This is a genomic window from Parabacteroides vesiculifaciens (genome assembly GCF_049860805.1).
Lineage (GTDB): Bacteria > Bacteroidota > Bacteroidia > Bacteroidales > Tannerellaceae > Parabacteroides.
The window spans coordinates 3,563,593-3,579,536 of record NZ_CP187555.1; the positions used below are offsets into that span (position 1 = coordinate 3,563,593).

11 protein-coding genes are annotated in these 15,944 nt (G+C 47.4%); 8 read left to right on the forward strand and 3 right to left on the reverse strand.

Going from position 1 to position 15,944, the window contains the following annotated elements; all coding sequences use genetic code 11:
* Positions 1-122: 122 nt before the first annotated feature.
* The 8 genes from ACPYIV_RS14270 (at position 123) to ACPYIV_RS14305 (ending at position 10,290) form a co-directional block, all read left to right on the forward strand.
* A complete protein-coding gene (locus ACPYIV_RS14270; protein WP_425883619.1) occupies positions 123-1,775 on the forward strand; it encodes a trypsin-like peptidase domain-containing protein in 1,653 nt (550 codons plus the stop codon).
* Between the two features lie 304 nt (positions 1,776-2,079).
* A complete protein-coding gene (locus ACPYIV_RS14275) occupies positions 2,080-3,771 on the forward strand; it encodes a hypothetical protein (RefSeq protein WP_293732953.1) in 1,692 nt (563 codons plus the stop codon).
* Positions 3,772-3,882: 111 nt separating this feature from the next.
* Entirely contained in the window at positions 3,883-4,095 is a 213-nt protein-coding gene (locus ACPYIV_RS14280) for a hypothetical protein (RefSeq protein ID WP_301705581.1), read from the forward strand.
* Positions 4,096-4,322: 227 nt separating this feature from the next.
* Positions 4,323-5,321: an IS110 family transposase gene (locus tag ACPYIV_RS14285; protein WP_290092606.1), complete on the forward strand. Its 999-nt coding sequence runs from the start codon at positions 4,323-4,325 to the stop codon at positions 5,319-5,321.
* A 44-nt stretch (positions 5,322-5,365) separates the two neighbouring features.
* Positions 5,366-5,845 carry a hypothetical protein gene (locus ACPYIV_RS14290; RefSeq protein WP_301706088.1) on the forward strand — a complete coding sequence of 160 codons (480 nt, stop codon included), beginning with the start codon at positions 5,366-5,368 and terminating at the stop codon, positions 5,843-5,845.
* Between the two features lie 120 nt (positions 5,846-5,965).
* Positions 5,966-8,275, forward strand: a complete 2,310-nt coding sequence (locus tag ACPYIV_RS14295) for a GH92 family glycosyl hydrolase (RefSeq protein WP_425883622.1) — start codon at positions 5,966-5,968, stop codon at positions 8,273-8,275.
* Between the two features lie 17 nt (positions 8,276-8,292).
* The gene (locus tag ACPYIV_RS14300; protein WP_425883624.1) at positions 8,293-9,945 is read left to right on the forward strand and encodes a hypothetical protein; all 1,653 of its coding nucleotides are present in this window, start codon (positions 8,293-8,295) and stop codon (positions 9,943-9,945) included.
* A gap of 90 nt (positions 9,946-10,035) precedes the next feature.
* Positions 10,036-10,290, forward strand: a complete 255-nt coding sequence (locus tag ACPYIV_RS14305) for a DUF6722 family protein (RefSeq protein ID WP_425883626.1) — start codon at positions 10,036-10,038, stop codon at positions 10,288-10,290.
* Positions 10,291-10,780: 490 nt separating this feature from the next.
* Here ACPYIV_RS14305 and ACPYIV_RS14310 read toward each other — a convergent pair whose 3' ends face one another.
* From ACPYIV_RS14310 to ACPYIV_RS14320, 3 genes are read right to left on the reverse strand one after another with little or no spacing between them, the layout of a single operon-like run.
* Positions 10,781-12,250, reverse strand: a complete 1,470-nt coding sequence (locus ACPYIV_RS14310; protein WP_425883628.1) for a glycoside hydrolase family 28 protein — start codon at positions 12,248-12,250, stop codon at positions 10,781-10,783.
* Between the two features lie 36 nt (positions 12,251-12,286).
* The gene (locus ACPYIV_RS14315) at positions 12,287-15,169 is read right to left on the reverse strand and encodes a glycosyl hydrolase (protein ID WP_425883630.1); all 2,883 of its coding nucleotides are present in this window, start codon (positions 15,167-15,169) and stop codon (positions 12,287-12,289) included.
* 14 nt (positions 15,170-15,183) lie between these two features.
* On the reverse strand, positions 15,184-15,936 hold the full coding sequence (locus tag ACPYIV_RS14320) for a glycosyl hydrolase family 28 protein (protein WP_293732960.1): 753 nt from the start codon (positions 15,934-15,936) through the stop codon (positions 15,184-15,186).
* Between the last annotated feature and the right edge of the window lie 8 nt (positions 15,937-15,944).

A 15,944-nucleotide genomic window follows, 5' to 3' on the forward strand; every position in this document is an offset into this window, starting at 1 on the left:
AATTTATAATAATGGTTTTAGAATCATATCCTTGAACGGACTGGCAAACTTAATTAAAAATGATGAGATTCAAATCTGAAATAGGGAGATTATTTCCTTAAAATCGTATATTTGCCGTTACTATGGCAAAGCATCTTATCATATATTTCGGATTATGCCTTTTTCTTAGTGTTTCCGTTAAGGCACAAATCAGTCACGGAGGACGGCCGTTACCTCTCACGGCTACCAAAAGCCTGGCAGAGGAAATGTTTATCACAATGCCGCCGTTCGACCTGGCAGAGCAACTCCGGATCGACTCGCTCGAGGCGACCGACCTGCGCAGCGGTTTCCGTTTTGCCTATAAGTTCATGACGGATTATACGCCGGAAAACTCCGGAATCCGTTTCACGCTGCCCGACGGCACAAAGGTATGGCGGCTCGGAATACGCTCCGAAGGTGCACTCTCCATTAATATAATGTTCAGCGAATACCATCTGCCCGAAGGGGCACGCGTATTCCTATATAATAGCGATCAATCGGAAGTATTGGGATCATTCAACCACCTGAACAATTCGGAACGCGGTATCTTGCCCGTCGCCCCGGTACAGGGAAATGAGCTGATCGTCGAATACCAGGAACCGGCGGAGGTTGCTTTTCCCGGCAAACTCGCGATCGGCGAGGTAAACCACGGCTACCGGAACCTCAGAATCTCGGAACCGCAACCCGACTTCACGGCTTTCAAATGCATGCCGGCCGTAGCTTGCTACCAGGACTCGACAAACCGCTACGACGCGGTCGAGCGCAGTGTTGTCCTCATGATCATCAACGGGACGACGGGTTGTACAGGAACGCTTGTCAACAACACGGCAAACGACGGAAAGCCATATCTCCTTACGGCTTCGCATTGCCTGAACAACCAGTTCAGCATTAAAAACCCGGATTACGAAGAGGTGGCGGGCAATGTCGTCTGTTATTTCAATTACAACAGCCCCCAATGCAGTCCGGTTGAACCCGGGCGTACAGACCAGACGGTCGCCTCGGCACATTTCCGGGCAGTGAATGAATTGACGGATATGGCTTTGCTGGAATTGCAGGACACGCCGCCCGCCGATTACCGGGCTTATTATGCCGGCTGGAACGCGCAGGACGCGGGAACGGCCCCTTATGCGTGCATCCACCATCCGGGCGGCTCGCTGAAACGGCTTAATCTTGTCGAGGGGGATGTGGAACTTAAGACCTATAAAATATCGGTTACCGACTTCAATGAGAATTCGCACTGGAGAGTAGCCCGCTGGGCTACGGGCTGTACGGCCGGCGGTTCGTCCGGTTCTCCCCTCTTGGATGGCAACAACCGGGTTATCGGAGGTTTGACTGGCGGTGCTTCCAGCTGTGGCAATCCGGTCGAAGACTACTTCTTCTCCATACAAAAAAGCTGGTCTATGCCGGAAGATAGCAGCAAGCAGCTCAAATACTGGCTCGATCCTGTCGGAGTGGAGGCTCCTGTCTGCGCCGGAATGGACCCGAACGAAGGAGGGGGAACGGCAAACGAACGGATAGAAGCAGCGACGGATGTCAGCCTGTCTGCCGACACATACCGGCGGACGATCCACATACACTTTACAGTCCCGGTCAGCCGGACTTCGCTCACCCTAATATCGCTTACCGGAAAGCCTGTGCGCAGTTATTCCATCGCCGGGCAACAAGCGACCTTATCGATTGGTTCGATTCCTACCGGCGTGTACATCGTGAAGATTGTTTATAATAACAAACTTTATACTCAAAAAGCCCTGTTTTGATTAAATTTTGACAATAAGGGTCGGATAAAATCCGGAAAGATTCTCCGGATAAAAGAAGGAATGAAAGACATATTAACATAAGATATTCAGAGCAAAAAGCATAAATCTGCTTCATTTCGTATCTCTTTTGACATTAGACAGGAAAAAATGGAGACAAGATTCATTAATAAGTATTAATTAGAAAGTTTTTATCTCTTGTTTGCTCTTCATAACAAAAAAATGCTTTAGTTTTGCACTTTGATGGCTAAGGAATATTTGAAAGTGAATATATAAACATAGTAACATTTTAAACTTACATCAAATTATGAACAAAAAGTATTTAATGCCTTTCCTTGTATTGGCAGCAATTCTGACTTTTTCTTCTTGTTCAAACAAGTTGAAACCGTTAGCTGAAGAGTACATCAAAGCTGAACCGCAGCCGCTTGAGGCCATCGGAGGCAAAGTTCCTGTGACTATTAATGCCACATTCCCTGCAAAATGGTTCAACAAGAAAGCTGTTGTAACTGTAACTCCGGTTCTTCGTTATGCCGGTGGTGAAGCATGGGGAACATCTTACACTTACCAAGGTGAAAAAGTAAAGGGTAACAACCAGGTTATTCCGCAGAAAGCTGGTGCTAACGTAACCATGAAATCTGCTTTCACTTACAAACCGGAAATGAAGAAATCTGAATTGTATCTGACTTTCGACGCAAAGATCAAGAACAAGACAGTTAAATTGCCGGATGTAAAAATCGGCGAAGGTGTAATCGCAACATCTGAATTGGCTGACGCAGCTACTGCCAACGCAGCTATCGCAGCAGACAAATTCCAGCGTATCATCAAAGAAGCTCACGATGCTAACATCATGTTCCTTATCCAGCAGGCTAACCTGCGTGCTAAAGAGTTGAACTCCGACGCAATCAAAGAATGGAAAGAACTTGTTAAGAATGCTGACGAAGCTCCTAACCAGAACGTAGCAATCGAGATCTCTGCTTACGCTTCTCCTGATGGTGGTGTTAAACTGAACACTGGCCTGGCTGAACGCCGTGAAGGTAACACAAACAAATATCTGGCTAAAGAGTTGAAGAAAATGAAAGTCGACGCTCCGGTTGACGCTCGTTACACTGCTCAGGACTGGGAAGGCTTCAAAGAATTGGTACAGGCTTCCAACCTGCAGGACAAAGACCTCGTGCTGAGAGTGATCTCTATGTACCAGGATCCTGAAACAAGAGAAAAAGAAATCAAAAACATCTCGGCTGTTTACTCTGACCTGGCTGAAACAATCCTGCCGCAACTTCGTCGTTCCCGCTTGACTGCCAACATCGAAATCATCGGTAAGTCTGACGACGAAATCAGCGCATTGGCTAAGAGCAATCCTTCTGAACTGAACATCGAAGAAATTCTGTACGCAGCAACTCTGACTAACAACGATTCAGAAAAGATGGCTATCTATACAAAGGCTTCTGAACTGTATCCTAACTGCTACCGCACTTGGAACAACATCGGTATGATGGCATTCCGTGCCGGCGACTTGGCTAAGGCAGAACAGATGTTCAACAAATCAAACTCTGTAAAAGCTAATCCTGAAGCTAACATGAACTTAGGTTTGATCGCTTTGACAAAGGGTGATCAGGCTAAGGCTCAGCAGTTGTTCGGTAGCGCAGCAGGCGTTGCTGAATTAGGCGAAGCTCTGGGTGTTCTGTACCTGGAACAAGGCGAATGGGCTAAGGCTGCCAACTCTTTCGGTTCAGTTAAGTCTAACAACGCTGCTCTGGCTCAGATCCTGACTAAGGACTACAGCAAGGCTTCTCAGACTTTGAACGCAGTTGCTAAACCCGACGCTACAACTTCTTACCTGAAAGCTGTCGTTGCTGCCCGCACGAACGATGCTAACGCAGTTATCAGCAACCTGAAAGCTGCTATTGCTGCTGACAAGGCTATGGCTAAAGAAGCTGCTATCGACCTGGAATTTGCTAAATATGCAACTAACAGCGAATTCGCTGCTTTGGTTAAATAATAACAAACTTATTCCATATATCCGAAAAGCCGTCTCTGTAAAAAGAGGCGGCTTTTTTTGTTTTATCCGTAACTATACGTATCTTTCGTAAGAATTCAAAAAGTAATTGCCATGAGAAAACTAATTTATACTTTAATCATCTGTCTGATGGCCATAACATCCGACTTATCAGCCCAGGAAGGTAAGTCCGAGTATCTTTTCAACGAATTTCAGAAAAGTCTCATCTACTATAAGGACGGGAGGGTGTTCAGTGTAAAGGTAAACTACAGCCTGGCAAGAAATGCTTTTATGTTCATCGATGAAAACGACTCTAAGTTTGCGTAAAGCAAGAAGCTGAGGTTAATTTATATCTTTGTTGTATGAAGAAACTAAATTAACCGACTAACGGAAGTACACTAATGGAAAACGATAGTCTTTAAAGACTAGTTATTGTAACAGACTTCCGTTAGTCAAGCAGGCAAAGACTAAATAGATTATTGATATATAATAGGATATCATTTAGAGTAGTAGCCCATTCCTGCTTTCGGTTAATCCAAAAACAATATAAAGGTATGAATAAATTATTTATCGGGATTGATTTCTCCAAGAAAAAAGTAGATGTAAGTGTGATAGAGAAAGAAAACATATCTTCAGGTGTCCACCGTGAGTTCAGTAATGATGTTGCCGGACATGAGAGTCTGTTGGCATGGCTTTGTGATAGCTATCCGCAGACAGGCAAAGATCAGATGCTCTTTTGCGGTGAGAACACGGGACTTTACAGCGTTTGTTTGAGTAACACTCTCGCGCACGAGGGTTATACACTGTGGCTGGAACATCCTTACAGGATCAAACACAGCAGCGGCATGCAACGCGGGAAAAACGATAAATTGGATTCATTGCTGATCGCACAATACGCTTGCCGTTTCGAGGATATGGCCAAGGTCTATACCCCCAATACGGAAACCATCCGGGCGCTGCACTCATTTTTCACATTCCGTGATTTATTGGTGAAAATGAAAAATGAAGCATTGGTACATGCCAAAGAACTCCATTCGGTCCTAAAAGGGAATCACGCAACAGATTACATATATCAACATAGCCTGACACAAGTGGATAACTTGAACCGTGAAATAAAAGATGTGGAAAAGGAAATAATGGATCTGATCAACAGTGAAGAGGAGATCAAAAACAATTATGAGCGTATTACATCCATCAAAGGCGTGGCTTTTGTCAACGCCCTTGCTTTGATCGTTTATACCGAAAACTTCACCTGTTTTGACGATCCGCGCAAGCTGGCCTGCTATGCGGGAGTGGTACCGTTCCAACGAACCTCCGGCTCCAGTGTCAAAAGCAATGCCAAGACAAGTGGATTTGCCAATAAAAAACTAAACACGCTACTCACCCAAGCGGCACGAACCGCTGCCATACATGATCCAATATTAAGAGAATATTACAGGCGCAAAAGAGAAGAGGGGAAGCATCATAATTTAGTTATAAACAATATTAGAAACAAACTGATACATCGAATCTGTGCATTGGTCAGGAACCAAACTTTCGACCAAACGGCTTAGATTTTTGCAATATTCTTAATTTGTTTTAAAATCTTTCCGTTTATTTGGTTGGGAACATAGATTACAATAACAATGTCAAGCTTTTTGCAGAGCCGGATATGGTTCGGGTACTGAAGATCAATGACCGTATCTTCCAGTTAGATCCCAAAGGACTGGCACAGGAGCATCTGAACCAGGAGCCGCCTCTGGTCGTCACCTACAGGGGCAAATCACGCCCGCAAGGGAAGCAGGTCGGCTATGGCGGGCGTTCGGAAACAGCCTCTGTCGATAGCTACTCGAGCATCCAGTCAGGCGGACATTCCTATAACCTGGAAACAGAGAAGATCATTGTTGCCGATGTGGAAAAAAAATATACGATCAAGAAGAACAAGAAGCAAAAGCAGTTCCAAACTCCCAAGCAGTTTCTGAAACTATATCCGAAAGACCGGGAGGAAACAATAAGGACATATATTAAAAGTAATAAAATCAACTTTGACGAGCCTCAGCAAGTTCTCCAACTGGTCAAATATGCAGAGGCTTTGTAGCTTTCCGCTATTTAGCCAAATATCTAAATAAATCCGACAAAAAATACATTTGCATATTTGCGACTTTTCCTACTTTTGGGCATCCATGGTAATAAGAAAAACACGCACATGCAAAAACAAATGAAATCACTGATTGTCGCCTTCGCCTGCATAACCATGCCGGTTATGGCGCAAAAGACCGATCTGGTAAACCCGATCATCGGAACGAACGGGATGGGACATACGTTCCCAGGTGCTTGCGCTCCGTTCGGTATCGTACAGGTGAGTCCTGATACCGATACCATTCCTCATAACATCGACGGTGTCTATCAACCCCGGGCATATGAATACTGTGCCGGCTACCAGCATAAGGACAGTTCCATCGTCGGCTTCAGCCATACGCATTTCAGCGGGACGGGGCATTCCGACCTCGGCGATATCCTGCTGATGCCTTTCACCGGAGAATTGCAGATCAACCCCGGTACGGCCGATAATCCGGACAGCGGCTACCGTTCCCGGTTCAGCCATGACACCGAAATATCCCGGCCTGGATACTACGAAGTCCTTCTGTCGGACGACCAGATCAAGGTGCAACTGACGGCAACCGAACGGACTGGCATTCATAAATACACCTATCCGGCCGACCGGAAGAAACAACTGATACTCGACCTCAATCACGGTATCTACAATTACGACGGCAAGGTGCTGTGGGCAAACCTCCGGGTCGAAAACGACACCCTGATCACCGGCTACCGCATTACCAACGGATGGAGCCGCGTAAACTATACCTATTTTGCCATCTCCTTCTCCCAGCCGGTTACCCGCTACGGATATACGGACCGGGAAAAAGTCAACTATCCGGGTGGTTTCCGGCGTTTCAACACGGCTGAGAACTTCCCCGAAATCGGCGGGCGTAAGGTCGTTTCTTACTTCGAGTTCAAGGAAGGAAGTGCACCGCTTGAAATCAAAGTGGCTCTTTCGGCTGTCGGAACAGACGGAGCCGTAAAGAACCTGCAAGCGGAGGCTACGGACAAATCGTTTGACACGATCTGCAAGGAGACGAACGGGAAATGGGAAAACGCACTGTCCGTAATCGATGCGAAGGGCAGCAACGACCAGCTATCCATGCTTTATACTTCTTTGTACCATACGATGATCAACCCGTCCGTTTATATGGACGTGGATGGTAAATACCGGGGGATCGACCACAATATCCACCAGGCCGAAGGCTTTACGAACTATACCGTATTCTCTGTCTGGGACACGTACAGAGCTTTGCATCCGTTGTTTAACATCATCAAGCGGGATGTCAGCACGGACCTTGTCAAATCGATGCTCGCCCATTACAGCCAAAGCGTGCACCACCTGCTTCCGGTCTGGTCGCATATGGGGAACGAGAACTGGTGCATGATCGGTTATCATTCTGTTTCTGTCCTGGCAGATGCCATCACCAAAGGTCTTCCGATCGACAGACAGGAAGCGATCAGGGCGATGATCAGCAGTTCAAACGTGCCTTATTATGATCATACGGATGCGTACAAACAGTTGGGATATGTTCCCTTTGACGATTCTCCTACTTCCGCCTCCATCACATTGGAAAATGCGTATGAAGACTGGACGATCTATCACACAGCGCTTCTGATGGGTGACCGCCAGACAGCAGAGACTTACAGGAAACGGGCACTCTCTTATAAGAACGTGTTCAAACCCGGCCTGGGTTTCGCCTGTCCACGATACAAAGACGGTAGCTGGAAAGAGGATATCAACCTGCTGAGCACACACGGACAAGGGTTCATCGAAGGGAATGCCTGGAACTATTCTTTCTATGTTCCGCAAGCACCGTCCGACCTGATCCGCCTGATGGGTGGCAACCGCAGCTTCATCAACAAGCTGGACTCCTTGTTCACCATGCACCTGCCTGACGAATTCTTTGCCCAGACCGAAGATGTGACACGGGAAGGACTGCTCGGCACTTACGTACACGGCAACGAACCGAGTCACCACATTCCCTATTTATATAACTGGACAACCGAACCGTGGAAGGCGCAATACTGGATTCGCGAGATCATGAACCGTATGTACCGCAACAACATCGACGGCTTGTGCGGAAATGACGATTGCGGCCAGATGTCCGCCTGGTATATCTTCTCGGCAATGGGTTTCTATCCGGTATGTCCCGGAACCGACCAGTATGTGATCGGTACTCCTTACCTTCCCTATATGAAGGTAAACCTGGAAAATGGAAATACATTCGTGATCAAAGCTGATAAAGTCAACGACAAGAACCGTTACATCAAATCCGTCACCCTAAACGGGAAGCCTTACAAAAAGGCTTACATCACCCATCAGGACATCATGAACGGAGGCGAACTCGTCTTCCAAATGACTTCGAGCCCCAATAAGAAAAGGCAGTTCACAGCAGAGGAAAAGCCTTATTCGTTAGTCGAATAAAAACATAGCAACACATCATGAAATCACTTATAATTAACTATCTCTCAATTCTTTTATGTGCACAGGCCTTCTTTGCCTGTGCACCCGATGTGAAAAAAGTCCCCGAACGGACATTCCGGATCATCCATAATAACGACGGTTCCGACCTGTTGGGAAACCGCTGGTTCAAGTATCGTCCACTTACGCTTGCCGACCTGGACTCCAGTGTCGATATGGTGGCGAACTCACAGGTCACGACCTATATGATGTGCTCCGGCAGCGATTTCTTCTATGTCCGTTCCAAATATGGCCATGTGATGGGAGACGACCTGAACGGGACGCTGGATTGCGGCTGTGATACAGCTCAGTATAACTCTTTCCGAAAATACTATCGGAACCACCTGAACCTGGAAAAAGAAGGAACGGACCTGGTCGCTTATACCTTGAAAAGGGCAAAGGAGAAAGGGATGGAGGCATTTATCACCTACCGGATGAACGACCTTCATTTCAATGATACAACCACCCATTGTCCAATCTGGTACACCGATTTCTGGATTCAACATCCGGAATACTGGCTGAACGACACGACACAAGGTTATAACAGCGGCGGAGCTTTTGACTTTGCCATAAAGAAAGTGCGCGACCGCAAGTTGGCGATTATTTCCGAGCAATTAGAAAATTACGCCGACATAATCGACGGATACGATCTCGACTTCATGCGCTTTATCGTTTACTTCAAGTCAGGCACAGGGCCGCAGAACGCACCCCTTATGACACAATTGGTGAAAGATATCCGCCAAAAGGTGGATGAAGTTTCGGCCAAACAAGGCAGAAAGATCCTGCTCTCCGCACGTGTAGCACCAACAATCGAACAAAACATGATGAAAGGTCTGGATATACGTGAATGGCTGCGCCTCGGACTGCTGGACTTTATCAGTACGGGGGTCCATTGGAGGGGAGATCCTGCCATGCCGGTAGCCAAGTTCCGGGAAGAAATGGGGAAAGATCTCGACATTCCGTTCTACAGTTCGATCGACGACGGAGGCTACCGCCCACGGGAATTCTGGTCACACGGCATGCACAGGGGCATGTGTTCCCATATCCTCTCTCAGGGAGCAGACGGGATCTACCTGTTCAATTACTATTTCGGCGCCTTCAACTCCGAGCATGACGGGAAACTATACTTGGAAGACGGCGGCCAGGTTTGCCGGATTATGATGCCGGAACTGCTACAAGAGTTAGGTTCGCTGGAAACTTTAAAAGGCAGGAATAAGATATATGCGCTGTCTGACGGGGTTGTCCAATATAATATAAAGCCGGACTCTCCACTCCCGCTAAAAATAGGCAAGGACGAGCGGAAAGAGGTCGATCTCTATATCGGCGATTCGGTAGAAGAAGGATATCCGGAAGAAGCAATCCTATTCATCCGCACTAATCATCCGATGGCCTGCCGGCTGACGGTAAACGGGGAAGCGGTTGAGAAAGAAATGCCAGCCTATACTCACCTATACGACAGGGAGCGCGGGCTGGAAAGAGAAGAAAAAGAATATGCCTTTATCCTACCCGACAAAGCCCTCAAACAGGGATATAACCGCATCGGTTTCCAGTCCGAAGATGAAAAGACATTCACTGTCAAACGGGTGGAAATAGCCCTTAAATACGGAGATGTGGAAACGCACGGGTATTTCTAAAACCGCCTTCATCACGAAAATGATCTATGAAAGGTAGGAAAGGTTCAAAATCTTTTCTACCTTTGTCTTTGTATAACTAAACATTTAATTATGAGAAAAAAACAGAACGTAAATTTTCATCTGCTTCCGATCGTGAAGGAAGAAAGTGTAAACATCCCGAAAGAGGTTGCAAGGTATTTATTGGATATATCCAAGTTGATTATCGGGGGAGCCGTTATTACGGCGGCACTGGATATTTTCCCCAACAAGGTAAGTTTGATATATACCTCCGGTGTTGTAGCAATGCTAATTGCTATTGCTGCTTTTATAACATTATCAATAACGAATAAAAAAGAAATACAATGAGTGCAGGGCTTATATTTTACTGTATTTTAGGTGGATTAGCATTAGTCTACCTGATCTTTATTCTGACTCCCGCCGGGAAACGTTGGATAAGATCTTGGGATAAATAAACGTAAGTTTTTCATTTGGAAAACGTACATCTTTTCGGAAAAAGATGTACGTTTTTTTATAGGTATCCGCACATTCCGCATGTTCCGCTCTATACACTTTTTCTATGGAGAAAATCACTATATAACAGGCCATTAAGGCGATTTTATCTCTTTCCATCCTGCGGAAAACAAAAAATATGAAAATAGAGATCCGTTATCCCTATGGAAGGGGAATCAAAATAACTTTTGCAATGTTTCCCCCGATAGAGCGGAGTAGTATCGTAAACCGCATGTTAAAAAAGTTCCATCTACATTTTTTAGATATAAGCCATTATTATACAACCATATAAATACAAATTTCACCAGCAAAAAGGTGTATAGAGCGGAACATGCGGAAACGCGTTCTACTTTTTGATCTTCGTAGACTTGTAAGCATGTATTTTTTCCTTCTTTCCGGCAGACGGTTCAACCGCTTTGATCTTTGTAAATACACCGTTGTGCACATCGTCCAGAACGATAGCCGGACGATAGTCTTTCTTCAAAGCAGTCAACTTCACATTTTTAAAAGTAACACCATCGGCATGACGGACGTAGAAGCCCCAAGCCGGTAACTCCTTATGCTGAGAAAACTCAGGGTACGCCTTCGGCATTTCCGGCACCTTGTCCAGTTCGTCCAGCCCAACTTTAGCATACAACGGGTTACCGCCGCCCGGATAAACGATCTCGACGTTCTCTATGGAGACATTCGTAATCTTGTTGTCTTGCAAGCCGACAATGCCGGAAGGCGAGACATTGCGGGGATTATCTTCCGTCGGTCCTTCGTATTCATATCCTGCGTCCGGTTTCGTTGCCGGGACTTCGGCATAAACATTCGAGATATGCACGTTGTCCATCCGGCTACGACGACCTTCACGGCGTTCTCCCACCACCAAATAGATCGGATTTCCGGTATTGATGGAACGGAGGCTATCCACTATCACATTTTCAACCTGTCCGCCATCAACCGCCTGGATCGTTATGGCCGAACGGAACGTATCGAATACAGTATTATTGATAATCTTTATATTCTTGAAGCCACCCGTCGAAGCCGTACCGAACTTAATACCGCTTGCACTTGAACAGGCCGTATTGTTGCGTACCTCGATATTCTGGCAGACAGCATCGGCGCTATGGGATTTCAGGCAGATCGCATCGTCAGTCGCATCCACATAACAATTTTGGATCAATGCACCGTTACAATCGACAATGTCCATCCCGTCGTTATTCCAGTAAGCACGGCTATGCACCGTGATACCGTCGATCAACAGATTTTCGCACTGGTCATAGGTCTGTGTCCAAAACGCCGGATTCATCATCGTCACACCTTTTACTTCCACATTCTTGCACTCGCGGAAATAGACCAGCTTCGGACGGTTGGCAACACGTCCCAACTGCAACTTATCCTTGATCACCCCGGAATACACCTGGTTGATGAAATTATTGGCAAGCTCACGTCCGCGACCGTCGATCACCCCTTTTCCGGTAATACCGAGATTATCCTGCTTGTTCGCCAGGATCAGACCATACCAGGCATTCAGTTCCATATCATAATCATAAGGGTTGGTGGAACCGACCAGCACGGCTCCTTCTCCCAAATGGATCGTCACATTCGACTTCAGATGAATACTGCCGGTCAGATAACGTCCGACAGTAAACACCAAGCGTCCGCCTCCATTCTCGGAAATAAAATCGATCGCCTTCTGTATGGAGCGGGTATTCATAGTCGTTCCATCCGACTTGATCCCGAACATAGTCATCTGGTAATCTTTCGCCCACATCGGAATCACCATTCCCGCCAGCAAGCACAGGATCATTATTTTTCTAATCATATTCATAGCTCTTCAAATTCCTAATTTCTTAATTTTTAATTCTCAACTTTTAATTCTATAAACGGTGACCGGTCCGACCAATCCCGCCGGCTGCACAACATCCTGCCTCCGGGTCCACGCCTGAGCAATCTTATTATCCTTCAGCGTCTTCAAATAGTTTCCCATAACAGTTACGACATGTACCTCAACCGTATTCTCCCCCTGTTTCAATCGGGTTGCGACCGGATGGATACGACGGCCATACCATTTGACACCGCAACTCTGCCCGTTCACGAATACTTCCGATACACCATGCACCAAACCGAGGTTAAGCACCATTCCGGCTGACGAAGAGACATTGACTTTCTTTCTATAGACAATTGTCCCGCAGAAGTTCACATAGTCCGTGTCCTTCAAATCCTTCAGCTTATCGAAATGAGCATTCTGTACCGTATTCTCACGACTATGGCGAAACTCTACATCCCAGTCGGACGACAGATCTTCCAGATCCGCGCCGGAAACCGGAAGCGGCTTATAATCATTCCCTCTCTTTTGCTTATCGAACACGACCAAAAGAGAATCGGCCGGACCGAAGTCGAACAGGAAGCTGTTATTGGCATCCAGCGTCAAGCGGTAACGTTCGCCCGTTTCCAGATCCCACACCCAACCCTGACGGCCTTTCACAATCTCGTTGCTGAAGGAGATACGGGTCTGATGCGAATTATAGCGGTGTGCATAACTGAAGAAAAACATCTCTTCCTTATTATCGCCCTGATAGCGGTTCTGCATCAGGTAAGGATCAGGCTTTTCGATGGTTATATACGGTGTCAGCCCATAGTCTTTCTGTACACCCTGATACCAACCGACAAAATCTTTCTCCGGTTTATGGAGCAGGACGAAACGTCCGTCCATCCGCTTCATCTTCTCCACCCATTCCTGCACTTCCTTATCGTGCTTGTCATGATCTTTCAAGCCGACTGATTTATGCGGATAAGCCTCGATACAGAAGATACGTCCGCCTGAGGCCACAAAGTCGTACAACTTGCTAGCGGTAGCCGGTTCCATACTCTCCACTTCGATCAGGAAAAGCGTTTTATATTTGCGGGGACCGTAGCACAAGTATCCGTCTTTCATCTCGGCATCCCGGATGATCGATTCGGAAACATAGTCGCAACCGCTACCGTTCTTATTGATCGCCTCCCATACCAAGGTCTTATATTTCACATTGGTAGTGGCGGGGAACGGTTCGTTCTGCATTCCAAGCGTGCTCCACATATCGGCAATCGGATTCAGAATCGCGATATCCGCGTACATAGTTCCGTGTTGCAGGGCGGAAGCCATACGTCCTTTATAGGCGGTATAATATTTGAAATACGGCCACCAGTTGTTATTCTCGTTATAGTAGGCCCCATAGCGGATCCATCCGGGGAACGAAGCTTCTTTCGGAGAATAGTTGAAACCGTGGAAGATGGAATGTGTCACTCCGGAGATAGCGGTCTGGTCGCCTCCGATCTTCAACAACTCCAATGTCATATTGAACACGGTATAGGTGTTGGTCATCTCCTCGCAACTCACCAGACGTTTCCCACGCAAGTGGGCGGCAGAAGACACATACTTATTGACCATCGTATAAGCACGGCCCCGGCGGTAGTCCTCTTCCGACATCTCCTCGCCTAAGCGATGCCGCAGCCAGGTCATTGTCCAGGACTCGCATTCGGGAATATCATAATCCAGACTGCTTTCAAGCGGGAAGAAACCACGTCCGTAGGCTTGTGCACGCGATTTCACCTTCAGCCCCTTGCACCAGTCCAGGTAAGTCTGTGTAAAACGTTCACGCAGCAGTTCGGCTTTCGTATATTCGAAGTCGTAGCGCACACGCTGGATCGTATCGTCTAATTCGGGTGTGAACTGCACCTTCGGCTCGTAGGTCAGCACATTCCCCATGCTCCCCATCTTAAAGAGAATAAAAGGCAGATACGGCTGCACGTCATATCCCCGACGTTTCTTAAATTCTTCCGCCATATCGTACGACCAGTTCGAACCTTCCAGTTCCATGCTGTCGGTAAACAGGGAACGGATATTGCCGGACAACGGGCCTAAGCGGTTCTGAATCTTGTCCGACATATTATTCAGATATTTCTGTACAGCCGGCTTATTGAAGTGGTTCAACACAGGCCCCGTAGCACCGGGAGCGCCATTGATCACTTCGAGAAAGCCGCGTATCTTGACAAGGGCAAACAGGACATATTTGCCATCAGGTACTTTGAACTTGAACGTCCCGTCCACCTCCTGCTTCATCAGGTCGATGGCCTGGTCGAGGCTGCCGAACGGTTCGGGAACTAATTGCAGGGAAACCAGCTCCATCTTCTTTCCGAGGAAAGGAGAACTGATAGCAGGATCGGCCGCACAGAACAGGCCGTCGCGAGAGACTTCATAATCGATCGGACCGCTCAGTTTCTCGGAGTAGTTCACTACGACATCCGCCCTCTCGTCTCCCGTCAGGAACTCCGCCCCGAACGGCCAGCCGGAGCCGACGATCAGGTCGCAGGTCATATCGAGCGACTTCGCCTCGTCGAAAGTCACCTGCAACATATCGATCCATTCGTCGCTCAACCAGAGCAATGACTTCTTACCCAGATCGTCCGTGTCATTTCCGGGAAATTTGACCGGATTGATCTCCACCCCGCCGATACCGGCCTCCTTCAATACGTGCAGTTCGCGTTTCAACTCGTCAGCTTCCACCTTATCCCCGTTCCACCACCAACGGACAAACGGACGGTAAACGGGTTGCGGATCGCGGAATAACTTATATAGCTCACCGGAACACAAGGCCGTACCCTTGCCCCCGTCAGTTGCATCTATTGCACCCCATAGCGGCATACGGCTACCGACAGCACAACCGGCTGTCCATAAAACACTCTGTTTGATAAATGATCTCCTCTGCATAATTTTTCCTCCTCTTATTGATCGCTTGAGACAGCTTTGCCGTCCGGTGTTATACAATTAGTAAATATCAGATTGCGGGATGTCCCGGCAGTCTCCAACGGGTTCCCCGTCATATTGAAGTAGCAGTCCGTCATCTTCACTCCGTCACACCCGGAGATCAAGATCGCTTTCCGATCCGATGAACCAGCGTTCACAACGACCTTATCGACCGTCACATGGCGGCAATTCTTATATACTTCGACGATGTTGGCGGCATCCTGCAGGGTGACCTGCTCGATTTTCACATCTTCGCAGCCATCCATACAGATCAGAGCCGGTGCATAACCGGAGACATCTCCTTTGATATGGCCTTTCTGCAACTGCTCTTCCACGCTTGCCCGTACGGCGGCGCTACGGCCTTCGATAATGCCTTTTCCACCGATACCGATATTCTTCTGATTGCCGGCGTAAATGACCGCGTTGCATCCACCTACTCCCTTAAAATCATAGATGGATGGAACTGCTACCAGCACGGCACCCTCTTCGATACAGATCGTCACATTCGACTTCAACTCGATCGAACCGGTCAGATAACGGCCTACATAAAAAATAAGCCGGCCGCCTCCCTGCTCGCTGATATAATCGACTGCCCGCTGGATGGAACGGGTATTGAGCGTTACCCCGTCCGATTTGATGCCGAACATCGCAACCTGGTAATCCTTCGCCGAAAGACTCGCCACGAAGGCCAGAAGGCCTATCACACTTGCAAATAATTTATTTCTATACATATCCCTAT